This is a genomic window from Streptomyces sp. NPDC001889 (assembly GCF_053594535.1).
Genome location: NZ_JBSFER010000022.1, coordinates 159,207 through 182,281, shown reverse-complemented (window position 1 = coordinate 182,281; position 23,075 = coordinate 159,207). Strand labels below are relative to the sequence as shown.

The following is a 23,075-nucleotide window of genomic DNA, read 5'->3' as shown; positions in this document are numbered from 1 at the left end:
TAAGGGGACGGGGTATCAACGTATCTGGCGTTGACTTTTGGCACGCTGTTGAGTTCTCAAGGAACGGACGCTTCCTTCAGACCCTTTTCACCAGGTCCTCCGGGCTTTCCCTTCGGTCTTGCGTTTCCAACTCTACCAGACCGTTTTCCCATTCCGTTTCCGGACTTGGATTCAGATCCAGCGGCCAGTTGGACCGGCCTTTCGCCTTTCGGCTGCTCCGACTTTATCAGAAGCATTTCGGCCGAGCTAATCGGCGTCAGTGATTCCAAAGTCATGGAGTCGATTGGCTCCTCAGGAATTGAATTCCCGCTCGGAGCAAGAGAGACGTTAGCGGTTGCACTCGACCGTGTCCAGTCGGAGGCAACCGTTCAAATCTACCTCCCCACAGAAGCCGTGTCAACGGTTTTTGTGGGCGAGGAGGACACTAGCAGGTCGGCCAGGTCAGACGCACATCAGCCGGTGGCCCGTCCCCGGTGGCTCGTCCACCTGGGGACGGACATACGGAAGGAGCACCGGTTCACCGGCCACGGCGGCCGGGCGATGGATCGGGTGTCAGGGGAGGGCCGACGGTGGGGTTTCGAGGTGTTCGAGCTCGATGCCGGGTGCCGCGAGGACGACGTCACCGGAGAGGTGGACGGTGTGCTGCTCGCCCGTGTCCAGGGCGCTGACCTGGTATTCGTCCACGGTCAGGGGGCCACTGTCAGTGGTGTGCGCTTCACTCTTCAGCAGGGCCCAGGACTGGTCGAGCGTACGGGGGGCGAGGACGGGGTCCGTGAAGGCGACCAGGCGGACACGTGTCGCGGGGGCGCCGGGGGTCAGGCGCAGGAGACGGGCCGTGGCGATGAGGAAGGCGGGGGAGGTGCCGGTGAAGGCGTGGGCGGGGACATTGCCCTCGGTGGCGTGGGTGCCGGTGGGGTCGGTGCGGACCCAGGTGACGCCGTCGAGTGCGGCGCCGCGGACCTGCCAGCTCGCGGCGTGGAGTTCGAGACGGATGGGGCGGCCGAGTTCGTCGAGAGCGAGGTCGACCGAGCCGGCGTGATCGCCGGAAGGGGTGGTGATCTGCGAGACATAGCGCCAGCCGGAGGGGCCGGGGGCGCACTGGAAGTGTTCTTCGCCGAGGGGGGTGTGATCGTGCGGATCGTGGAGCGAATATCGGCCGCGGGGCATGGGGGCGTGGGAGTCCTTGTGCGGTGTGGCTCGGGGCGGTGAGGTCGCCGAGGGGGATGTGTTCCCGCCTCGGCGGAGGTTCTCGCCCGGGAGCCGGGAGGCCGGGGCGGCGGGCGAGCCGCCGGGGGCGAAGGGGCAGGCCCCCGTCACGGGGGTGCGGGGGCCTGCCTCGGTACCGCCGGTGTGATCAGTAGCGGTAGTGGTCCGGCTTGTAGGGGCCCTCGACCTTGACGCCGATGTAGGCGGCCTGCTCCGGGCGGAGGGTGGTCAGCTTGACGCCGAGCGCGTCCAGGTGGAGGCGGGCGACCTTCTCGTCCAGGTGCTTGGGCAGGACGTAGACGTCGGTCGGGTACTCCTGGGGCTTGGTGAAGAGCTCGATCTGCGCCAGCGTCTGGTCGGCGAAGCTGTTGGACATGACGAAGGAGGGGTGACCGGTGGCGTTGCCGAGGTTGAGCAGTCGGCCCTCGGAGAGCACGATCAGGACCTTGCCGTCCGGGAAGGTCCAGGTGTGAACCTGGGGCTTGACCTCGTCCTTGACGATCCCGGGGATCTGGGCGAGGCCGGCCATGTCGATCTCGTTGTCGAAGTGGCCGATGTTGCCGACGATGGCCTGGTGCTTCATCTTGGCCATGTCGGCGGCCATGATGATGTCCTTGTTGCCCGTCGTGGTGACGAAGATGTCGGCTTCGCCGACGATCTCGTCCAGAGTGGTGACCTGGTATCCGTCCATGGCCGCCTGGAGGGCGCAGATCGGGTCGACCTCGGTGATGATCACCCGGGCGCCCTGGCCGCGCAGGGACTCGGCGCAGCCCTTGCCGACGTCGCCGTAGCCGCAGATCACGGCGACCTTGCCGCCGATCAGGACATCGGTGGCGCGGTTGATGCCGTCGACGAGCGAGTGGCGGCAGCCGTATTTGTTGTCGAACTTCGACTTGGTGACGGCGTCGTTGACGTTGATCGCCGGGAAGAGGAGGGTGCCGTCACGGTGCATCTCGTAGAGACGGTGGACACCGGTCGTGGTCTCCTCGGTGACACCGCGGATCTCGGACGCCAGACGGGTCCACTTCTGCGGGTTCTCGGAGAGGGTGCGGTTCAGCGTGCGGAGGATGTAGCCGTACTCCTCGCTGTCCGCGGTCGCCAGGGCCGGGGCCTCGCCGGCCTTCTCGAACTCGACGCCCTTGTGGACCAGGAGGGTGGCGTCGCCACCGTCGTCGAGAATCATGTTGGGGCCGCCGGTGGGCGTGTTGGGCCAGGTCAGCGCCTGCTCAGTGCACCACCAGTACTCCTCCAGCGTCTCGCCCTTCCAGGCGAAGACGGGGACGCCCTGCGGGTTCTCCGGGGTGCCCTCGGGGCCCACGGCGATGGCGGCCGCGGCGTGGTCCTGGGTGGAGAAGATGTTGCAGGATGCCCAGCGGACCTCGGCGCCGAGGGCCACCAGGGTCTCGATGAGCACGGCGGTCTGGACGGTCATGTGCAGGGAGCCGGTGACACGGGCGCCGGCGAGCGGCTGCTGGTCCGCGTACTCCTTGCGGATGGACATCAGACCGGGCATCTCGTGCTCGGCGAGGGTGATCTCCTTGCGGCCGAAGGCCGCGAGAGAGAGGTCGGCGACCTTGAAGTCCTGGCCGGCGGCGACAGTCGTCATTACGGGCTGCTCCTCGTGGTGGTGAGTGGTCGAGGGTGGGTACGGCTGGCTCTGCGGCGGCCGATGGGCGCAGGAATGCCCGGACCACGCGCAGTGCAGTCCGTCGGAGGCCCTCTCTCCACTCGGCCGGTCCGTGGAGGGACCGCCCGACCGCCATCAGCAGCGACGCCTGACTCTGGTCACGAATCTACACCGATCGGCACGGTGAGCCCCAGCCCGCCCGGGGGCGGGATCTGGCCAGATCATGGGGTTGTTGGCGGGACGGGCACCGGTCACCAGGGCTTTTGCCGACCCGGCGGCGGATTGCCCGGTCCGGGGCCGGAGTGCCTACCGCTCCGGGGATGGTGCAAACGTCGGGAGAAACACATACGGCCGGGAGAGTGCGGGGCCCGCGCGGGGGCGGCGGTCCGCCCGGGCGGTGCTCCGGGGTCACCGGGATGGAGGTGTGGGGGTGGGGTCCGGCGCGGGGGTCCGGTAGACGTCGGGCTCCAGATAGATGACGCGGGCGATGGGGCAGGCCGCGCGGACGCGCTCCTCGGCGGCGTTGATGGAGGCGGCGATCTCGGGGGCGGTGTCGTCGTTCGGTACCGCGATCTTGGCGGCGACCAGCAGCTCGTCCGGGCCCAGGTGCAGGGTGCGCATATGGATGATGCGGGTGACCCGGTCGCCGTCGACGAGGGCCTCCTCGATCTTCCGTACGTCGTCCGAGGTGGCCGACTCGCCCAGCAGCAGTGACTTGGTCTCGACGGCCAGGACGAGGGCGATGAGGATGAGGAGCACACCGATGCAGAGGGTGCCGATGCCGTCCCAGAGGCCGTCGCCCGTGGCGAGGGCGAGGCTGACGCCCACGAGGGCGAGGATCAGGCCGACGAGGGCTCCGAGGTCCTCCAGGAGCACGACGGGCAGCTCGGGCGCCTTGGACCTGCGGACGAACTCCTTCCAGGAGAGCGGGCCGCGGACCGCGTTCGACTCCTTGATCGCGGTACGGAAGGAGAAGGTCTCGGCGATGATCGCGAAGACGAGGACACCCACCGGCCAGTACCAGTTCTCGATCGCGTGGGGGTGCTTGATCTTCTCGTATCCCTCGTAGATCGCGAACATGCCGCCGACCGAGAAGAGGACGATGGAGACGAGGAAGGCATAGATGTAGCGCTCACGGCCGTAGCCGAAGGGGTGCTGCGGGGTGGCCTCGCGGCGGGCTCTGCGGCCGCCGAGGAGGAGCAGGCCCTGGTTGCCCGAGTCGGCGAGCGAGTGGACGCTCTCCGCCAGCATCGAGGAGGAGCCGCTGAAGAGGAACGCCACGAATTTCGCGACCGCGATCGAGAGGTTGGCCACCAGGGCCGCCACGATCGCTTTTGAACCGCCTGACGCGCTCATGAGTGCCGGGTGTCCCTTCGTCCGCCGGACCGGGGTGCCACCGCCGGACCGGGCCGGGCCGGGGTGCGGGGCGCGTCATTGTCGCAGTCCGGGACGGCGGCGCGGGGTCAGTTGGCGACCGTGGCGCGGAAGAGGGTGCCGGGGTCGGGTCCGTCGGCCGCGACACGGGTGGTCTCGCCCGCGGGGACGTAGACCGACTGTCCCGGGGTGAGGCTCAGTTGGCCTGCGGTGACGCGGCCGGAGGTGCAGAGCAGGATCTGCGGGGCGGCGACGGTGAGGTCGCGGACGGCGCCGGCCGGGGCCAGGAGATAGCGGGAGAGTCGGAACTCGTCGATCGGCGTGTCGTACAACTCCTCGCCGGATTCGGAGACCTCGGGGCGGAGGACGCCCGGGTCGGCGGCGTCGAAGCGGACGACGCGCAGGAGTTGGGGGACATCGATGTGTTTGGGGGTGAGGCCGCACCGGAGGATGTTGTCGGAGGTGGCCATGATCTCGACGCCCAGCCCGCTGAGGTAGGCGTGCGGGACGCCCGCGCCGAGGAAGACGGCCTCGCCGGGGTTGAGACGTACGTGGTTGAGGAGCAGGGCGGCGATGACGCCGGGGTCGCCTGGGTAGTGGTGGGCGATCTGGGCGTACGGGGTGTAGTCACCGCCGAGGCGTTCGGCGGCGGCGGCCGTCTCCGTGACGGTGGCCGCCATGTCCGCGCGGTCGGCGGTGAGGATCGCGGTGAGGACCTCGCGCAGGGCCGCGTCCGGCGGGTGGGCGAGGAGGGCGTCCGCGTACGGCTTGAGGGAGTCGACGCCGAGTCCGGCGATGAGGCTCGCGGTGTCGGCGGGCGGGCGGAATCCGCACAGGCCCTCGAAGGGGGTGAGCGCGCAGATCAGTTCCGGTTTGTGGTTGGCGTCCTTGTAGTTGCGGTGCGGGGCGTCGATGGGGATGCCCGCGCGCTGCTCGGCGGCGAAGCCCTCCTTCGCCTGCGCCAGATCCGGGTGGACCTGGAGGGAGAGCGGGGCGCCCGCCGCGAGGAGTTTGAGGAGGAAGGGGAGACGCGGGCCGAACGTGGCGACGGTGGCGGCGCCGAGTTCGCCCACGGGGTCGGCGGCGATGACATCGCCGAGCGGGCCGCGCTCCAGCCGGGAGGGGGCGCCGGGGTGGGCGCCCATCCACATCTCGGCCTGGGGTTCGCCGGTGGGGGTGTCACCGAGCAGTTCCGGGATGGCGGTCGTGGAGCCCCATGCGTAGGGGCGCACGGTGTTGGAGAGGCGGTCCATGTCAGCTTCCGTGTTTCCGGGGTGGTGGGGCGTGCTAAGTGGTGGTCGCCGGCGTCGCGAGCGTCAGATAGACGGCGGCGAAGTCGGTGACGGCGAGGAGTTCCGCGATGGACTCCAGCTCGCTGCCGTCCTCCGGTTCGAGTTCGCTGATCGGGGCGTCGTGGCCGAGGGCGAGCTCGCGGGCGGCGGGGGCGGCGGAGAGTCCGCCGGTGGGGCGGTCGCGCAGCAGGACGACCCGGGCGCGCAGGGCCTGGGACTCCTCGACGCGGTCGCGGAAGAAGTCCTCCGGGTCGGCGCCGGCGGCGAGGGCGCCCGCGAGGAGTACGCCGTGGGCGGGGAGGGCCTCCGGGAGCTCCGCCGCGAGGGCGGGGCGGCCGGCCAGCTCGGCGAGTACGGCGGCGAAGTGCCGGCCGACGGGGGCGGCGCCCGCTCCCTCGGTCCAGATGAGGGGGAGGCTCTCGGCCAGTTCGGCGGCGAGGGTCTTCGCGGGGTTGCTGTAGGTGGCGACGGCCGGGCCGCAGCGCTCGGCGGTGCGGTCGAGGCGGTCGGCGACCTTGGCGAGGGTCTCCGGCGGTGCTTCCAGGAGGCCGACGCGGTCGAGGAGCGCGAGGAGCGGGGTGAGCAGGGCCCAGAGGGTGCCGGGGGAGGCCGACGGCGTCTCCTCGTACGGCCCGTTCGGGGTGATGGTCAGGGGGACGACCAGTCCGTGCCGGCCCTCGACCGACTCCGCGAGCGGGGAGGGCTTCGGGGCGACGGCGACGACGGTGCAGCCGCGCCGGTACGCCTGCTCGGAGAGGAGGTCGAGACCGGGCTCGCTGCCGTCGGTGGTGGGGATGAGAAGCAGGTCGAGGGAGCCCGCCCAGCCGGGGAGCACCCAGCGCAGGGCGCCGGGGGCGGCGGCGACACCGGTGGGGGCGAGGCGGGTGACGGGGGCGCCGGTGCCGGCGAGGGCGCCGACGAGGTCGGCGACGCCGGAGGCGGCGGTGCCGGAGCACGCGACCATCACGGCACGGGGGCGGCCCTCGGGCTTCAGCTCGGCGATACCGGCCTCGGCGGCGTGGCGGGCGGCGGTGCGGACACGGGCGCCGGCTTCGGCCGCGCCTCGCAGCAGGCCTCGGTGGTCGGCGCGGGCGAGGGTTTCCGGAGCGTCGAGGAGTGACTCGTCGAGCATGGGGTGGGGTCTCCGATCGCCGGGCGGTCGCGGGGCTGCGGGGGCGAGGTCTGCGAGGGCGGGGGGTGCGGGGCGTGGGAGGTGCGGGGTGCGGGCGCGGGGCTCGGTTGCCGTCTCTTGCCTCGGCCGCGTGGCGGCCTCGGGGCGGCCCGGTCCTGGGGCGCCCGCCGGGCGTCAGGCGGGGCGGGTGGCCTCGTCGACGAGGAGGACGGGGATGCCGTCGCGCACGGGGTAGGCCAGGCCGCAGTTCTCGCCGGTGCAGATCAGCTCGGGGGTGTCGGCTTCGGTGCGGTCGCTGAGCGGGGCGTGGCAGGCCGGGCAGGCGAGGATGTCGAGGAGGCCGGCTTCGAGCGGCATGAGGGTCCCTTCGGGGGGTGCTGTGGGGTGGGGTCCGGGGCGGGGGCTGTGGTGCGGTCCGTGGTGCGGCCCGTGGTGCGGTCCGTGGTGGGTGGATGGGCCACGTCAGCGTACCGCCGGGGGGAGAGGGGAGGTGCGATCTGGGGTGGTTGGGGTGGGGCGGGGGGTTTTGCTTCTGGGGGAAGGGTGCCGCATGTGGGGCGGGGTGGGAATGCGGGGAGGGGGGTTGGGGGGTGATCTTTTCTGAGGGTTCGCCTGGGGGGTGCGGGGGGTTTGCTTTGGGCGGGGGTGTCGCGCGGCGGGGGGTGTGTCCTGCCCGGGGCAAGGGCTGCCCGCACCGTGCGGGAGGTCGTCGGGGGCCAGCCCCCGAACTCCCGCGCCTCAAACGTCGGCGGGGCTGACATGGGTGAGGGATGCGCGAGGGGGGTGTGTCCTGCCCGGGGGGCGAGGACTGCCCGCACCGTGCGGGAGGTCGTCGGGGGCCAGCCCCCGAACCCCCGCGCCTCAAACGCCGGCGGGGCTGGGTGAGCGGTGCGCCATGGACGCCGGCGGGGCTGAAGAGGGCACGGGGCTGAGATGGGTGAGGGATGCGCCATGGACGCCGGCGGGGCTCAGGTGCGCGAGGGGGCGCGGAGGCCAGGGGGCGCCTCGAACGCCGGCGGGGCTGAGATGGGTGAGGGGTGCGCATTGGGTGCCGGTGGGGGTGAAGAGGGCACGGGCTGAGGGGTGGCGGCTCCTTGGGTGGCGGTCGAGCTGGGATGTGGCTGGGGTTTCCCCGGGGGAGGGCAGGAGGGGGGTGGGCCTTTTCGGGCAGGGGAAGGGTGGCTTTGGGGGTGGAGAGGCGGAAAGGGGGCCGTTTTCCCCCACCGGCCGGCGGTGGGGGAAAACGGCCCCCTTCAGGGGCGGGAGGGTCAGGCGCGGACGAGGGTGAGGACCTCTTCGCGGATCGCGGCGAGGGTCTCCGCGTCGCGGGCCTCGATGTTGAGGCGGAGGAGGGGCTCGGTGTTGGACGGGCGGAGGTTGAACCACCACGAGTCGGTGGTGACCGTGAGGCCGTCCAGGTCGTCGAGGGTCACACCCGGGCGGGACGCGAAGGCCTCACGGACCGCCGCGGTGCGGCCCCTCTGGTCGTCGACCGTGGAGTTGATCTCGCCGGAGCCCTCGTAGCGGTCGTACTGGGCGACCAGCTCCGAGAGGGTGCCCTCCTGGGAGCCCAGCGCGGCCAGCACATGGAGGGCCGCCAGCATGCCGGTGTCCGCGTTCCAGAAGTCACGGAAGTAGTAGTGGGCCGAGTGCTCCCCGCCGAAGATCGCTCCCGTGCGGGCCATCTCCTCCTTGATGAAGGAGTGGCCGACCCTGGTCCGTACCGGCGAACCGCCCATCTCGCGCACCACCTCCGGCACCGACCAGGAGGTGATCAGGTTGTGGATCACCGTGCCGCCCGGGTGCTTCGCCAGTTCGCGGGCGGCGACCAGGGCGGTGATCGCGGACGGCGAGATCCCCTCGCCGCGCTCGTCGACCACGAAACAGCGGTCCGCGTCCCCGTCGAACGCGATCCCGAGATCCGCCTTCTCCGCGCGCACCCGCTCCTGGAGGTCGACGATGTTCGCCGGGTCCAGCGGGTTCGCCTCGTGGTTGGGGAAGGTGCCGTCCAGCTCGAAGTACATCGGCACGACGGTGATCGGCAGCGCCCCGAAGACCGTGGGGACCGTGTGGCCGCCCATGCCGTTGCCCGCGTCCACGACCACCTTCAGCGGGCGCATCGCCGACAGGTCCACCAGGGAGAGGAGGTGGGCCGCGTAGTCGGCGAGGGTGTCGCGCTCCGTCACCGTGCCGCGCTCGGCGGCCGGTTCGGGCGCGCCCTCGGCGGACCAGCGCTCGACCAGTGCCCGGATGTCGGCCAGGCCCGTGTCCTGGCCGACCGGCGCCGCGCCCGCCCGGCACATCTTGATGCCGTTGTACCGCGCCGGGTTGTGCGAGGCGGTGAACATCGCCCCCGGCAGTCCGAAGTGCCCCGACGCGAAGTAGAGCTGGTCCGTCGAGCAGAGCCCGATCAGGGTCACGTCGGCGCCGCGCGCCGCCGCGCCGCGCGCGAAGGCGCCGGAGAGGCCTGGCGACGAGGGCCGCATGTCATGGCCGATGACGATCGCGTCGGCGTCCGTCACCTGGACGAACGCCGCGCCGAACAGTTCGGCCAGCGTCTCGTCCCACTGATCCGGCACCACTCCGCGCACGTCGTACGCCTTCACGATCTGTGACAGATCAGCAGCCACGGGTCCAACCTTCCGATAAGTCTCTGCGGTCACCTCAAACTACCGGCACACCTCAGTCCTGGCCGTAGCGCGGGTCCACCGACTCGGGGGCGAGCCCCAGCAGCTCCGCCACCTGCTCCACCACGACCTCGTGGACCAGCGCCGCCCGCTCCTCGCGGTTCTTGGTGCGGATCTCCACCGGGCGCCGGTAGACCACGATCCGCGCCGGGCGCCCCTTCTCCGCCGACGCCGAACTGCCCAGCGGCACGGTCTCCTCCGGCGCGCCCGGGACGTCCATCACGAGGAAGTCGACATCGGCGAGCTGCGGCCAGCGCCGCTCCAGCCGCTCGACCGAGTCCTGCACCAGGTCGCCGAAGACCTCCGCGCGGCTCGCCGAGAGCGGTACCTGGGGCGGCGCGACCGGTCCGCGCATGCCCCGCCCGTGACGGTCGCGATGACGCGGCCTGGGCTCGCTCGGCTGGGGCGGTACGGGACTGTCCATCACTGACGCAGCGTAGCTCTCCGGGGCCCTCCCCCATCGGCTCCCCGCGCCAAAGCGCCGCCAAAACGGCCCCTCTCGGCGGCATGTCGCCAATTGAGCGTTCCGGCTGCCCTTGCGGCCGGTTCGGGGTAGAACCACGATCACCGGACGTACGGTGAATGACCTGATTTACCTCGCGTCCTGACCGAATCCGCTCCGACCGCCCCTCCCCAACTCCCCTTCATCCGCAGGTCAAAGCAGCCGCCCAGGGCCCTTGGAAGCGCCCGCGAGCACCACGACACGGTGGGGTGACGTGGGGGAGAGTCGTCGCAGCCCGCTCAAGAGTGCGGTACCGTCCAACGTCGTGAGCCCTGTACGTCGCTGTTCGCGCACCGCGTGCGGTCGACCTGCCGTCGCGACACTGACGTACGTCTATGCCGATTCGACCGCGGTCCTCGGCCCGCTCGCCACCTACGCCGAGCCCCACTGCTATGACCTGTGCGCCGAGCACAGTGAGCGGCTCACCGCGCCACGCGGCTGGGAGGTCGTCCGTCTCACCGACGGCTCGGCCCCGCCGCGCCCCAGCGGTGACGATCTGGAGGCCCTCGCCAACGCCGTTCGGGAGGCCGGGCGGCCACAGCAGGGCGGCAGAACAGCCGACCCGCAGAACGGACGGCGCGGGGCGGACCCCATGGAGGTGGCCCGCCGGGGTCATCTGCGGGTGCTCCGCTCCCCCGACAACTGACCGCGACCGGCGGCCGCCGGCGGCGCTCGGCGACCACCCGGGCGGCCCCCGACGGCGCTCGGCGGCCACGCGCGGTAACCGACGGCAGCCGGCGGAGCCCGGAGCAGGCACCGGGAGCCCGAGGCGGGAGCCGCGAGCCCGGAGCGGGAACCGCTCAGTCGTCGAGCACCGACAGATCCTGCTCCGCCTCCGGCACCGACACCAGGCCCCGGTCGTCGGGCAGCGTCTGCACCGTGAACATCCGGACCCCGTCCTCCGGGAGCGCCAGCGTCCGCGCCGCGTGCACCGGACCGCCCGACTCCGTCTCCACCGTCAGCGCGTAGGAGCCCTTCAGCCCGTCCGGCACCGGTGCCGGGACCGCCAGGGTCGTGCGCGCCTTGACCTCGTACGTCTTCACGGTCCGCGCCCCGCCCTCCGTACCGGCCGACGCGGTCACCCGGACCCGGGCCGCCGCGCCCGGAGCGGTCAGGGAGAGCGTCGAGCCCTTCGACCGGTTGTCGGCGACCGACGAGCGTTCCCCCACCGGCCCGGTCGCCGGGATGAACGCGATCTCCTGCTCGTCGCCCTTGCCCCGCACGACCCGCAGCGCCGCCACCACCGGGGTCGCCCGGCCGGCCCGCTCGGGGCTGAGGATCAGCGAACCCGCCTCGCCCTTGGTGACATCGGCCAGCTCCAGGCCCGCCGTCATCCCCGACTTCACATGCAGGCTCTCGCCGCCGATCGGGACGATCCGGCCCGAGGGGCCCGCGAGTTCGACCTTCAGATCGGCGTCGCTGTCGCCGGGGGCGAAGGCCACCAGACGCACCGAGGTCGCGTCGGCCGGGATGCCCGGCAGCACCGCCGTGCCGGCGGGGTCGGCGGAAGGGGCGATCCAGTCGCTGCCCGCCTCGCTCTCGGCGGCGCGCACCACCGCGCCGACCCGGCCCGAGCGGGTGCTGACGTGCGCGGTGACATCGGGGGCCACCTCGGAGGTGAGGGTGGAGAGCAGGATCGGCACGCTGGAGCCGGCGGGCACCGGGATGCCCTCGGTGATGGTGGTCTTCAGCTCGCCCTTGGCGCCGAACAGCTCGATATCGGCGAGGGCGGGGGTGTCGTCCGGGTTGGTCAGATGGAGGTAGTCCTGGCGGTCCTCGGCGGTGGACGCGCCGGGGAGCCAGAAGTCGGTCCCCGGCGGGGTGCAGCTCACACCGAGCAGCCCGCGCGCGCTGCCCGCCGTGACCGCGGTGGTCTGCTGGACGGTCCAGCCGGGGGCGAGCCGCCCGGTGGCGAGACCCACCAGGGCCGGGGCGTCCTTGCCGCGCTCCTCGACGACCACGGGCCGGCCCGGCTCCTTCAGCGAGACCACGGACTTCCCCGCGGTGGACGGCCGGACCGGGGCCTTCTCGGAGGAGCGGCGCTCCGCCATCGCCGCGTTGGTGGACTTGAGTTCGGCCATGCCCTTCTCCCCCCCGGCCCCCTCGGCGCCCTCGCCGGCCGCCGGGGTGAAGGAGGTGTGCCGGGTCTCGGCGACCTCCGTGCTGCCCGCCGCCGGGCAGGCCAGGCTGGAGCGCTCCACGGGGAGCCGGGCGAGCGTCCCGGCCGCCGGGTCGGCCCGCCCGGTGTCCGGCGCGGTCAGCGAGGCGAGGCCGGTGATCGCGGCGAGGGCGGTGGCGGTGGCGAGCAGGGAGATGGTTGTGCGCTTCACTCTGAGTCGCCTCGGGGGGTCGCGTTGGGGTCCGTGGTACGGGGGTCGGGGTGGAGGTGGGGGCGCGTGGGGTCGTACGCGGGCGGATAGGGGTACGCCTCCGGGGCGGCGGCGCGGTGCGCGCCGTCGGCGTACGGGTCCTGGCTGTACTGCTCCCGGGCATAGGGCTCAGGGGTGTACTGCTCCGGGGTGTACGGCTCCGGTGCGGCCGGGGCGGCGCTCTCGTACGGGCCCGCGCCGTACGGGTCGGTCCCGCGCCGGTCGTCGGTGGCGTGAGTGCCGTCGGTGCCGTGACTGCCGTCCGTGCCGTACGGGCCGGTCTGCAGTGGTTGCCCGTGCGCTCCCTGGGCTCCCTGCTGTCCGTGGGTCCGCTCGCCCCCGTACCCGTCGCCGGGGTACGGAGCGGCGTACGGATCGGGGTACGCGCCCCCGTACGGGCCCGGCTCCTCCGGACCGCGCGCCGGGGCCCGGTCGTCCGCCCGCGCCTCCGCCGGGGGTTCCGCCGGGGGCTCCGCCTGGGCGCGCAGCCGCCGGGCCCTGCGGCCCTCCCCGTCGGCCGCCTGGGCCGGGATCGAGGCCGCGCCCGCACCGCCGGCCGCCTCGTCCGGCAGATCGTCGTCGTTCTGCGCCCGGCGCCCCGGCAGGGCGAGCACGACCAGCACCAGGGCGAGGAGCGCCTGGCCCCAGATCCACACCGAGTGCCCGGTGGGGTTCTCGTACGTCAGAGCCAGCCTGCCGCCCCCGGAGGGCAGTTCGAAGCCCTGCGCCCAGCCGTCGACGGTGGTCCGCTCCAGGGTTCGGCCGTCGAGCGTGGCCCGCCAGCCCTCGTCGGCGCGGTCGGCGATCCGCAGCACCCGGCCCTCGCCGCCGGCCGGGATCTCGGCGTGTGCCTCGACGGCGTCCGACTCGACCGGCAGCGGGTCGCCCTCGCCGCCGACGATCGTGGCGCGCGCCACCTGGCGGTCGACCCGCCAGAGGGAGCTGCCGTCGAGCTGGCTGAGGCGGCTCAGTCCGGGTGTCGAGTCCAGCACCCGGCTGGTCTGCCGCGGCGCTCCGTCGCGCAGCAGCACATAGCGGATCGCGAAGCCGCTGAGCTGGCTGCTCTGGTCGGCTCCGGAGCCGGCGACGAGATTGGCGACGATCTTGTCCAGCCGGGTGTCGCCCTCGCCGGCGGCGGCGAGTTCGGCGTCGCCGAGCCGCCCGCCGGAGCCCCTGAGCAGGGTGTACGGGACGGTGGCGGCGGAGGTGCCGCCGAGTACCAGGGTCCTGGGCTGGTCGCGGGTGTCGCTCTCCTCGGCGACGAACGCGGGCACCTGGACCGGGTCCCGGCGCTCCAGCGGGCCGCCGGCGCCGCCGGCCATCCAGCCGACGGCGGCGACGGCCGGGCCGAGCCCCGCGGCGACGGCGACGAGCACGGCGACGGGCTGGCGCCAGCCGAAGTTCTGCGCGCCGACGCGGGTGCGGCCCATCTCGGCGCCGAGCACGGCGGCGGCGAGCAGCGCGATGCCGTACACGAGGGTCGCGGGCCCGGCCCAGGTGGAGCGGTTGGCCAGGACCGCGAAGAGCAGTCCGGTGAGCGCGACGGCCCAGGCGGTGAGGATGGCGGCCCTGCGCTCGTCGCGCAGGAGCGCGGCCAGCGCGGCCAGCACGATCCCGATGAGGACGATCCCGCCGGTGGTGCCCGGTCCGCCGGGGCTGGTGCCCAGCAGATCGACCGCCGGCGCGCCCGCGCCGCCGATGTCGAGCCCGGCCTCCCGGAGGAAGGCGGCCGGGTCGGTCAGCAGAGTGAGCGACCAGGGCGCCAGGGCGAGCAGTGGGGTGCCGAGGGCGGCCAGGAAGCGGAGCGCGTACGCCATGAGGTCGCCCCGGCGCAGCACCAGCACGCCGACGCCCAGGACGGCCGCGACCGGCCAGACGACCGGGGTGAACGCGGTGGCGAGGGTGAGGAGGAGGGCGTAGGTCCAGGTGGCGCGCCAGCTGCCGCGGCCGGGGCGGTGCAGTCCGTGGGCGGAGACGGCGGCGCGGGCGATGAGGGGCAGCAGGATCGCGAGGACAGCCGTGCCGAGCCGCCCGGTGGCGAGCGCTCCGGTGGCGGCGGGCAGGAAGGCGTACGCGATGCTCGCCCAGGCCCGCAGCAGCCGGGAGGCGACCAGGGGCCGGGAGGCGAAGTAGGCGGTGAGGCCGGCGAGCGGGACCGAGCAGACGAGCAGCACGGTGAGCGCGGTGCCGGTGGAGCCGAGGAAGAGCCAGGACAGGGCGGCCAGCACACCGAGGTAGGGGGGTGCGTTCTGGGTGCCGCCGGTGCCGATGGGGTGCCAGTTGTCCGCGTACCGGGCCCAGAGGTCGGAGACCTCGGCGGGGACGGGGAGCAGGGCGCCGCCGGCGAGTGAGCCGCCGCCGAAGAGATCGCGGCAGGCGATCAGGGAGACCAGCAGGAGCAGGCCGAAGAGGACGGGTGCCGGTTTGCGGCCGATCTTCTTCAGCCGGGCGAACTGCTCGATCTCCAGATAGTCGGCGTCGTCGCCGCCGGGTCCGGATTCGACGGCGCCGCCGTGCCGGGAGCCGGTCGCGTCGGCGTCGTCGCCCGCGCCGAAGTGGCCGGCGACCTGTTCGACGGTGGCGCGGACGGTGGCGCCCGGCGGCGGGAAGAGGGGGCGCAGTTCGCTCGCCGCCGCGGTGCGGTCGGCGGAGCGCCTGCGCCGTCCGGCGATGACGCGCTCGGGGCGCAGCAGAACGCCGAGGGCGCCCATGACCTCGTCGACGGCCTGTCCCGGGGCCTTGCCGACGAGGTAGGCGAGGGTGCGCAGGACGGTGCCGAGGAGGATGCGCAGGAGGACGTACGGGAGGGCCGCGCCGCGGGCGTTGGTGAGCAGGGTGTAGATCGCGCCGGCCTTGTCGACCCGGTGGGGGTTGACGACGGAGCGGCCCGCGCAGTCGACCGTGCGGCGCTCGCGGGCGGCGGCCTCGGCGTGCCGCAGTACGGCGTCGGGGGCGACGAGGACGCGGTGGCCGGCGGCGTGGGCACGCCAGCACAGGTCGACGTCGTCGCGCATCAGGGGCAGCCGGCGGTCGAAGCCGCCGAGCTGTTCGAAGACCTCGCGGCGGATGAGCATGCCGGCGGAGGAGACGGAGAGGACGCTGCGGATCTGGTCGTGCTGGCCCTGGTCCTGCTCGCGGCGGTCGAGTCCGGTCCAGCGGCGTCCGCTGTTGGCGATGGAGACGCCGGCTTCGAGGAGTTGCTTGCGGTCGTACCAGCCGCGCAGCTTGGGGCCCACGATCGCGGCGTGATCGTCGGAGTCGGCGACGCGCAGCAGCTCGGCGAGGGCGTCGGGCTCGGGCGCGCTGTCGTCGTGGAGGAGCCAGAGCCACTGCACCGGTTCGCCGTGGGGCAGTTCGGGCAGCTCGTGGGCGTGGTCGTGCCAGGTTCTGGTGACGGGGTCCCAGCTGCTGGGGCGCTTGAGATAGGGGAGGTCGTCGGGGGTGAGGACGCCCGCGGTGCGCACGGCCTCGTCGACGGCGGCGCCGAATCCGGTGCGGCGGGCGAGGTGCAGTACGCGGCCGGTGCCGAGGGCTTCGGTGAGCAGCCGCGCGGACTCGTCGGCGCTGCCGGTGTCGGCGGCGACGGCGTTCTGCACGGGGCGTTCCTGGCCGAGGAGTCCGGCGAGGGCGTCGGGGAGCCAGCGCGCGCCGTCGTGGGAGACGAGTACGGCGGTGACGACGTGCCGCGGGAACTCCGGGGGCTGTGCTGGGGAGTACGCGGCGGTGGTGGGGGACATCGAGGTACGGGCCCTCCGGCCGAGGTCGCCCTTTCGGGGGGCGCTGAAGCGTCTGGGACGGGGCCCCACACTAACGGTAGGGAAAGGTGCCGGGGTGACGAAGCGGGGTGGTGGGGCGGGGTGGGCGCGGGGCGCGCCGGACCCGAACCGGAGAGGAATCCGGGCAGACCGGGCAGGGGGTCCGTGCGGAGGAGGGGGTCCGCGCGGAGGAGGGGCGGCGCGGAGGAGGGGCGGCGGGGTCAGGGTCGGGGGAGAGCGGGCGGGCGGGGGCCGGGGGCCGGGGGCCGGGCAGCGAAACGGTCCGCCGGCTGCGCTGTGCCGCAGCCGGCGGACCGTGGTCGGTGCGCCGGATTCGTCTCTCCGGTCTGATCCTGGATATCCGTTCGGTTTTCAGACGGCGGCCTTCTTCAGTCGTCGCCGTTCGCGCTCGGACAGTCCGCCCCAGATTCCGAATCGCTCATCGTTGGCCAGTGCGTACTCAAGGCATTCCGAGCGGACTTCACAGGCCAGGCATACTTTTTTCGCCTCGCGTGTGGAGCCGCCCTTTTCAGGGAAGAAGGACTCGGGATCGGTCTGGGCGCACAACGCGCGCTCCTGCCAGCCGATTTCGTCGTCCGCGTCCTCGACCAGCAGTTGTTCGAACAGCTCGGTCATGTGCGCCCCTCGTCTGTCTCTGCGTCCCCGTGATGTTGCCGTGATCGCGTGATCGATTTCGGCCAAACGACACGAGTGAAATTACAAGTGCGCCGATCCGGGCCAGTCAAGCCGGGATCTGCTATTGGGCCCGGTATTCACTCTGCGGAACCAAGGCTATGCGGAAAGTGTTCAAATCACCAAAAAGGTGACACATGCCGGTGGCCTGCTCCACGCCCTCGCGTCCCCCCTTCTCATGAGTGAAGACGACACAGGGTTCGATCTTGTTGCGATCCGGCCAGTGAAGCGATCCGGATCACAGTCCGGTCACGCGGCGTTCGGATGGGCAGCCGGGCGGGACCAGGCACGGTTGCTGCGCCTTGTCTCCGCTGTACCGGCTGAGCAAACCTTTCTCCGGATTCCGTAACCGTATGAGGTGAAACATTGCCGCCAAACCGGTCATTGAGTTGACATCAAAGACCCCCACCCGTCACCTTGGGTGGCATGTCAGCGACCTCAGCATCTTTTGCGACCCCCGTCCGCGGGTTCCGCTGTGCTGTCCAGGCGCGCTGTTGCTGTTCCAGCTGTTGATGCCGTCGACGCCGTAGCGCTCCGGCCTTCACCCCGCTCTCCGCTCCACAGCTCTCCGCCCCCGCGTTCCCGTGGGCACACGGCCCGCCACCGGAGCCGTGTGTGCGGCCTCCCGCCCCGGATGCCGTACGGCCCGAGGCTCCCGCTCTCCCGCACCCGCGCCCCGTCCGCACTGCTCGTTCTCCGCCGAGGAACCACCGCACCCATGAACAGCGACAGCGACCTCCAGATCGCCGGCGACATCCTCGCCGTGCAGCACCTCCTCCAGCCCGCCCCCGAACACCCCGCGACCGTCGCCGACTTCGCCGGCCTGGCCCGCTCCATCGCCGGCGACCGGGCCCGATGGGCCCCGCTGGTCCGGTACGACGCCGCCAGCCGCTGGTACCACCGGCTCGACACCGGCCCCGGCTACGAGGTGTGGCTGCTGTCGTGGGTGCCCGGCCAGGGCACCGGGCTCCACGGCCACGGGGACTCCGCCGGGGTGCTCACGCTCCTCGAAGGACGGCTCACCGAACGCACCGGGCGGGGCGCACGGGAGCTCACCGCGGGCGCGCAGCGGGTGTTCGCGCCGGGGTACGAGCACGAGGTGGTCAACGACTCGCTCGAACCGGCGGTGTCGCTGCACATCTACTACCCGGGGCTGACGGAGATGCCGATGCGGCCGGGGGCGGCCGTGCCCGCGATGGCGCACGCGCGGTGCCAGGGCGCCGTACCCGCCTGAGCCCGGCCACCACCCCACAGACGATCAGGCTCCGCCCGACAGCCCCACCCGTCGCCCGGCCACCACCCCACAGACGATCAGGCTCCGCCTGACACACTGACATCCATGCGCATTGTGGTTCTGGCCGGCGGCATCGGCGGCGCCCGTTTTCTCCGCGGTCTTCTGAAGGCCGCGCCCGAAGCGGACGTCACGGTGATCGGGAACACCGGTGACGACATCCATCTGTTCGGACTGAAGATCTGCCCCGACCTCGACACGGTGATGTACACCCTCGGCGGCGGCATAAACGAGGAGCAGGGCTGGGGGCGTACGGACGAGAGCTTCCGGGTCAAGGAGGAGCTGGCCGCCTACGGTGTGGGCCCGGAGTGGTTCGGTCTCGGAGACCGGGACTTCGCGACCCATATCGTCCGCACCCAGATGCTCTCCGCGGGCTACCCGCTCAGCGCCGTGACCGAGGCGCTCTGCACCCGCTGGAACCCGGGCGTACGGCTGCTGCCGATGTCCGACGACCGCGTCGAGACCCATGTCGCGGTGGAGCTGGACGGGGAGCGGAAGGTCATCCACTTCCAGGAGTACTGGGTGCGGCTGCGGGCCTCGGTGCCCGCCGAGGCCGTGGTGCCCGTCGGCGCCGACCAGGCGAAACCCGCGCCCGGGGTGCTGGAGGCCATCGCCGCCGCCGATGTGATCCTCTTCCCGCCGTCCAACCCGGTCGTCAGCGTGGGCACCATCCTCGCGGTCCCGGGCATCCGCGAGGCGATCGCCGAGGCCGGGGTCCCGGTGGTGGGGCTCTCCCCCATCGTCGGGAACGCGCCGGTGCGCGGGATGGCCGACAAGGTGCTCACCGCCGTGGGAGTGGAGGCGACAGCCTCGGCGGTCGCCTCGCACTACGGCTCGGGGCTGCTCGACGGCTGGCTGGTCGACACGGTGGACGCGGCGGCCGTCGCCGAGGTCGAGGGAGCGGGAATCCGCTGCCGGGCGGTCCCGCTGCTGATGACGGACGCGGACGCGGCGGCGGAGATGGCGCGGCAGGCGCTCGCGCTGGCCGAGGAGGTCCGGGGATGACACCGCCGTACGGAACAGGGGAACGGACCGCGGCCGGCGCGGCTCCCGAGGGAGCCGGGCCCCCGGAGGCCGGGGCTCCGGCGTTCTCGGTCCGGGCCGTGACCGGGCTTCCCGAGGTGCGGGCGGGCGACGATCTCGCCGGGCTGATCGCCGCCGCCGGGCCGGAGCTGGCCGACGGGGACATTCTGCTGGTCACCTCGAAGATCGTGAGCAAGGCGGAGGGGCGGATCGTCACCGCCGACGACCGTGAGGCCGCCATAGACGCCGAGACCGTGCGGGTGGTGGCGCGGCGCGGGCCGCTGCGGATCGTCGAGAACCGGCAGGGGCTGGTGATGGCGGCGGCCGGAGTCGACGCCTCCAACACTCCGGCCGGGACGGTGCTGCTGCTGCCGCTCGACCCCGACGCGTCGGCGCGGGCGATCCGCGCGGGGCTGCGGGAGGCCCTCGGCGTGGAGGTCGGGGTGATCGTCACCGACACCTTCGGGCGGCCCTGGCGCGCCGGGCTGACCGATGTCGCGATCGGGGCGGCGGGCGTGCGGGTCCTGGACGATCTGCGCGGCGGGACGGACTCCCACGGGAATCCGCTGAGCGCGACCGTGATCGCCACCGCCGATGAGCTGGCCGCGGCCGGCGATCTGGTCAAGGGCAAGTGCTCCGGGCTGCCGGTCGCCGTGGTGCGCGGTCTCGCCCACCTGGTGGGGGGCGACGACGACGCCCGCGCGCTGGTGCGGGACGCGGCCGATGACATGTTCCGGCTCGGTACGTCGGAGGCGGTACGGGAGGCGGTGACCCAGCGGCGCACGGTGCGGGAGTTCACCGACCAGCCGGTCGATCCGGCGGCGGTGCGCAGGGCGGTCGCGGCGGCGGTGACCGCGCCCGCGCCGCACCACACCACGCCGTGGCGGTTCGTCCTGCTGGAGTCCGCAGCCGCCCGCGCCGGGCTGCTCGACGCGATGCGGGACGCCTGGATCGCGGATCTGCGGCGCGACGGGAAGTCGGAGGAGTCGATCGCCAAGCGGGTGCGCCGGGGGGAGGTGCTGCGCCGGGCCCCGTATCTGGTGGTCCCCTGCATGGTGATGGAGGGCTCCCACCACTACGGGCACGAGCGCCGGGACGCCGCCGAGCGCGAGATGTTCGTGGTCGCCACGGGAGCCGGAGTGCAGAACTTCCTGGTGGCGCTCGCCGGGGAGCGGCTGGGCTCGGCGTGGGTCTCGTCCACGATGTTCTGCCGCGAGGTCGTCCGCGAGGTGCTGGGGCTGCCCGGGGAGTGGGACCCGATGGGGGCGGTGGCCGTGGGGCACGCGGCGGCGGTGCCGAAGCAGCGGCCGGTCCGGGAGGCGTCGGCGTTCATCGAGGTCCGTTAGCGCCCGGCCGGGTCCCGGCCGCTCCGGGGGTGGTCAGAGCCGCCCGATGTCGACCCGGTACATCCGGGGGGCGCGGCGGGGCGGGACGCGGCCGCTGAGCAGGATGAGACGGGCGGCGCGGTGGCGCTGGCCCGCGTACGGGGCGAGGAGTTCGAGCATCGCCGTGTCGTCGGCGTCCCGGTCGCCCGCGAGGGCGTAGCCGACGATGCCCGGCAGATGGAGATCGCCGGTGGTGACGGCGTCGGGGGCGCCGTGGCTGCGCTGGACCGTCTCGGCGGAGGTCCAGGGGCCGATGCCGGGGATCAGTTCCAGGCGGGCCCTGGCCTGTTCCGGCTCCATGTCCGCGGCCTCCTCCATCCGGCGGGCGGCCCGCGCCGCGCGGATGACGGTGGCGGCGCGCTTGTCGTCGACGCCCGCGCGGTGCCACTCCCAGGAGGGGATGAGGGTCCAGGTGCGGGGCTCGGGGACCACATGCATCCCGGGGGCCGGGCCGGGGGCGGGCTCGCCGTACTTCCGCACCAGGAGCCGCCAGGCGCGGTAGGCCTCGTCCGTGGTGACCTTCTGCTCCAGGACGGAGGGGATCAGGGACTCCAGGACCAGTCCGGTGCGGGTGAGGCGCAGGCCGGGGCGGTGGTGGCGGGCGTGGGCGACGGCGCGGTGGCGCGGGGTGAGGGCGCCGGGGTCGTCCCCGGCGCCGAGGAGCGCGGGGAGGGTGTCCAGGAGCCAGGCGGCGCCGGGGCCCCAGGCGCGTGCCTCCACCCTGCCGTCCCGTGCGGTGATCCGGAGCGTGCCCGGGCCGTCCGGGGTCCGGGCGGTCCGCCAGAAGGCGCCGTCCGGGGTGGCCCGGTAGGTGGGGTCGGCGGGGCCCCGGCGGAGGGGGGTGAGGGTGAGGGGGAGGGTGGTGGGGGCGGAGGGTGTCCAGGTGCGGGTGGGTGCTGTGGGGGGTGGGGTGGGGGTGCCTGGCACGGGAGGGGTCCTTGGGGAGGGGGGTGGCTCTTCCGAGGGTAACCGTGCGGGCTCCCGCCGGTCCCGCCCGCGCCACCCCCACCCGGCACTCACGGGCCGGCCGCCGCGCCCCGGGCGACCCGGGCGACCCGGGCGAACCCGGGCCGACGGGGGGCCTCCCGGAGGCAGCTCTGGGGAAGCTTGGGGACGGCCCCCGCGCGACAGGTGCCCGCATGGTGCGGGCAACGGTCGGGGGCCGGCCCCCGAACCCCCGCTCCTCAATCGCCGGAGGGGCTTGGGTTGCTCAGGTCGCCAGCGGGGGGCTGGATTCCGTGCCTCGGACCGCCCGGAAAGGCCGGGGGGCTGCTCAAACGCCGGAGGGGCTGGATTTCGCGCCTCGGCTCTCCCGCGAGGGCTGGGATGACCCGCCTCGGCCCGCCGGAGAGGCTGAGGGGTGCGACTCAAGCGCCAGAGGGGCTGGGATGACCCGCCTCGGCCCACCCGGAAAGGCCGGGTGGGTGCGCCTCAAGCGCCGGAGGGGCTGGGGTGGCCTCCTCAGACGCGGGAAAGCTGGAGTGGGGCGGCAAACGCCGGACGAACCGGTGGCCCGGCTCACACGCCGGAGGAACCGGGGGTGCGGCCCGGGCTCCGGAGGGGCTCGGAGGGTGGGGGCTACTGGTCCGAGGAGAAGCGGAGGGACCTCGGCGGGAGGGTGGTGTCGCACCAGACGCGCGCGCCGGCGCGAAGCTCATTGTCGGCACCGACCGTCGCCCCGTCACCGACCACCGTGTCGGTGAGCACACTGCGTGCCCCGACACAGGCACCCGCGCCGATGAGCGATGCCGTGATCACCGCGTTCTCCTCCACCACCGCCCCCGCCTGGACCACGCTCCCGTGGACCCGGGCCCCCGCGCCGATCCTCGCCCCTTCACCCACCACCGTCCCCCCGCTCAGCTTCGCGTCCACCGCCACCGTCGCCGACTCCAGCACCAGCCGCTCCCCGCAGCGCCCGGGAACCGCCGGGGACGGGGCGTGGCCGAGGACCAGGTCCGCCGAGCCGCGGACGAAGGCCTGGGGCGTGCCGAGGTCCAGCCAGTAGGTGGAGTCCACCATTCCCTGGAGGTGGGCGCCGGAGGAGAGCAGGTCCGGGAAGGTCTCCCGTTCCACCGACACCGGCCGGCCCGCCGGGATCGTGTCGATCACCGAGCGGCGGAAGACATACGCCCCGGCGTTGATCTGGTCGGTGACGATCTCCTCGGGGGTCTGCGGCTTCTCCAGGAAGGCCGTCACCCGTCCGTTCGCGTCCGTCGGCACCAGACCGAACGCCCGGGGGTCCGCCACCCGCGTCAGATGCAGCGAGACATCGGCGCCGGAGTCCCGGTGCGTGGCCACCAGCGCGCCGATGTCCAGGCCGGTGAGAATGTCCCCGTTGAAGATCAGTACCGGTTCGTCGGGGCCGGACCGCAGCCGTCCGGCCACATTGCGGATCGCCCCGCCGGTGCCGAGGGGCTCCTCCTCGGTGACGTACTCCAGGCTCAGTCCGAGCGCGGACCCGTCGCCGAAGTACGGCTCGAAGACCTCCGCCAGATAGGAGGTCGCGAGCACGATGTGCTCCACCCCCGCCGCCCGGGCCCGCGCCAGTTGGTGGGTGAGGAACGGGACGCCCGCCGCGGGCACCATCGGCTTGGGGGTATGGACGGTGAGCGGGCGCAGCCGGGTGCCCTTGCCGCCGACCAGGAGGATCGCTTCAGTCACCGTGTCGTCTCTGCTTCCTGTCCGGGCGGGGGGTGCTCATTCGTTCGAGATCGGACAGTTTATGCAGTGGACGCGGGT

The 23,075-nt window shown here is 73.1% G+C and carries 17 protein-coding genes; 4 read left to right on the top strand and 13 right to left on the bottom strand.

Features of this window, described 5'->3' with window-relative positions; genetic code table 11:
• Positions 1-552: 552 nt before the first annotated feature.
• The 8 genes from ACWCRA_RS25675 to ACWCRA_RS25640 all read right to left on the bottom strand — a co-directional run bounded on the left by ACWCRA_RS25675 (position 553) and on the right by ACWCRA_RS25640 (position 9,742).
• Positions 553-1,167: a hypothetical protein gene (locus tag ACWCRA_RS25675; RefSeq protein ID WP_351559720.1), complete on the bottom strand. Its 615-nt coding sequence runs from the start codon at positions 1,165-1,167 to the stop codon at positions 553-555.
• Positions 1,168-1,354: 187 nt separating this feature from the next.
• Positions 1,355-2,812 carry an adenosylhomocysteinase gene (ahcY, locus tag ACWCRA_RS25670; RefSeq protein WP_451068705.1) on the bottom strand — a complete coding sequence of 486 codons (1,458 nt, stop codon included), beginning with the start codon at positions 2,810-2,812 and terminating at the stop codon, positions 1,355-1,357.
• A 429-nt stretch (positions 2,813-3,241) separates the two neighbouring features.
• Complete coding sequence (locus tag ACWCRA_RS25665) at positions 3,242-4,189, bottom strand: cation diffusion facilitator family transporter (protein WP_451068704.1); 948 nt, start codon at positions 4,187-4,189, stop codon at positions 3,242-3,244.
• A gap of 107 nt (positions 4,190-4,296) precedes the next feature.
• Positions 4,297-5,460: a mannose-6-phosphate isomerase, class I gene (gene manA / locus ACWCRA_RS25660; protein ID WP_351559714.1), complete on the bottom strand. Its 1,164-nt coding sequence runs from the start codon at positions 5,458-5,460 to the stop codon at positions 4,297-4,299.
• A 34-nt stretch (positions 5,461-5,494) separates the two neighbouring features.
• On the bottom strand, positions 5,495-6,631 hold the full coding sequence (locus ACWCRA_RS25655; protein ID WP_451068703.1) for an SIS domain-containing protein: 1,137 nt from the start codon (positions 6,629-6,631) through the stop codon (positions 5,495-5,497).
• A gap of 174 nt (positions 6,632-6,805) precedes the next feature.
• On the bottom strand, positions 6,806-6,988 hold the full coding sequence (locus tag ACWCRA_RS25650; RefSeq protein WP_351559710.1) for a Trm112 family protein: 183 nt from the start codon (positions 6,986-6,988) through the stop codon (positions 6,806-6,808).
• Between the two features lie 911 nt (positions 6,989-7,899).
• Positions 7,900-9,261: a phosphomannomutase/phosphoglucomutase gene (locus ACWCRA_RS25645; RefSeq protein WP_451068702.1), complete on the bottom strand. Its 1,362-nt coding sequence runs from the start codon at positions 9,259-9,261 to the stop codon at positions 7,900-7,902.
• A 52-nt stretch (positions 9,262-9,313) separates the two neighbouring features.
• Positions 9,314-9,742: a metallopeptidase family protein gene (locus tag ACWCRA_RS25640; protein WP_351559213.1), complete on the bottom strand. Its 429-nt coding sequence runs from the start codon at positions 9,740-9,742 to the stop codon at positions 9,314-9,316.
• Between the two features lie 292 nt (positions 9,743-10,034).
• On the opposite strand from ACWCRA_RS25640, the gene ACWCRA_RS25635 reads away from it, so the two are divergent.
• Complete coding sequence (locus ACWCRA_RS25635; RefSeq protein WP_351559211.1) at positions 10,035-10,466, top strand: DUF3499 domain-containing protein; 432 nt, start codon at positions 10,035-10,037, stop codon at positions 10,464-10,466.
• A 154-nt stretch (positions 10,467-10,620) separates the two neighbouring features.
• Here ACWCRA_RS25635 and ACWCRA_RS25630 read toward each other — a convergent pair whose 3' ends face one another.
• The 3 genes from ACWCRA_RS25630 to ACWCRA_RS25620 all read right to left on the bottom strand — a co-directional run bounded on the left by ACWCRA_RS25630 (position 10,621) and on the right by ACWCRA_RS25620 (position 16,580).
• A complete protein-coding gene (locus ACWCRA_RS25630; RefSeq protein WP_451068701.1) occupies positions 10,621-12,150 on the bottom strand; it encodes a DUF5719 family protein in 1,530 nt (509 codons plus the stop codon).
• Positions 12,147-15,926, bottom strand: coding sequence for a glycosyltransferase (locus tag ACWCRA_RS25625; protein WP_451068700.1), 3,780 nt, complete (start codon positions 15,924-15,926; stop codon positions 12,147-12,149). Before ACWCRA_RS25625 ends, ACWCRA_RS25630 begins: the two co-directional genes overlap by 4 nt.
• A 390-nt stretch (positions 15,927-16,316) precedes the next feature.
• Positions 16,317-16,580 (bottom strand): WhiB family transcriptional regulator, encoded by a 264-nt coding sequence (locus tag ACWCRA_RS25620; RefSeq protein ID WP_006348971.1) that lies wholly within the window; start codon positions 16,578-16,580, stop codon positions 16,317-16,319.
• Between the two features lie 775 nt (positions 16,581-17,355).
• On the opposite strand from ACWCRA_RS25620, the gene ACWCRA_RS25615 reads away from it, so the two are divergent.
• The 3 genes from ACWCRA_RS25615 to ACWCRA_RS25605 all read left to right on the top strand — a co-directional run bounded on the left by ACWCRA_RS25615 (position 17,356) and on the right by ACWCRA_RS25605 (position 20,297).
• A complete protein-coding gene (locus ACWCRA_RS25615; RefSeq protein ID WP_451068699.1) occupies positions 17,356-17,871 on the top strand; it encodes a cysteine dioxygenase in 516 nt (171 codons plus the stop codon).
• 105 nt (positions 17,872-17,976) lie between these two features.
• Positions 17,977-18,933: a 2-phospho-L-lactate transferase gene (gene cofD, locus ACWCRA_RS25610; protein WP_351559203.1), complete on the top strand. Its 957-nt coding sequence runs from the start codon at positions 17,977-17,979 to the stop codon at positions 18,931-18,933.
• Complete coding sequence (locus tag ACWCRA_RS25605; RefSeq protein WP_351559201.1) at positions 18,930-20,297, top strand: coenzyme F420-0:L-glutamate ligase; 1,368 nt, start codon at positions 18,930-18,932, stop codon at positions 20,295-20,297. Before cofD ends, ACWCRA_RS25605 begins: the two co-directional genes overlap by 4 nt.
• Before the next feature lie 33 nt (positions 20,298-20,330).
• Here the strand turns inward: ACWCRA_RS25605 and ACWCRA_RS25600 are convergent, their stop codons facing one another.
• Positions 20,331-21,263: a DNA-3-methyladenine glycosylase family protein gene (locus tag ACWCRA_RS25600; protein WP_451068698.1), complete on the bottom strand. Its 933-nt coding sequence runs from the start codon at positions 21,261-21,263 to the stop codon at positions 20,331-20,333.
• Positions 21,264-21,914: 651 nt separating this feature from the next.
• A complete protein-coding gene (locus ACWCRA_RS25595) occupies positions 21,915-22,997 on the bottom strand; it encodes a sugar phosphate nucleotidyltransferase (RefSeq protein ID WP_451068697.1) in 1,083 nt (360 codons plus the stop codon).
• Between the last annotated feature and the right edge of the window lie 78 nt (positions 22,998-23,075).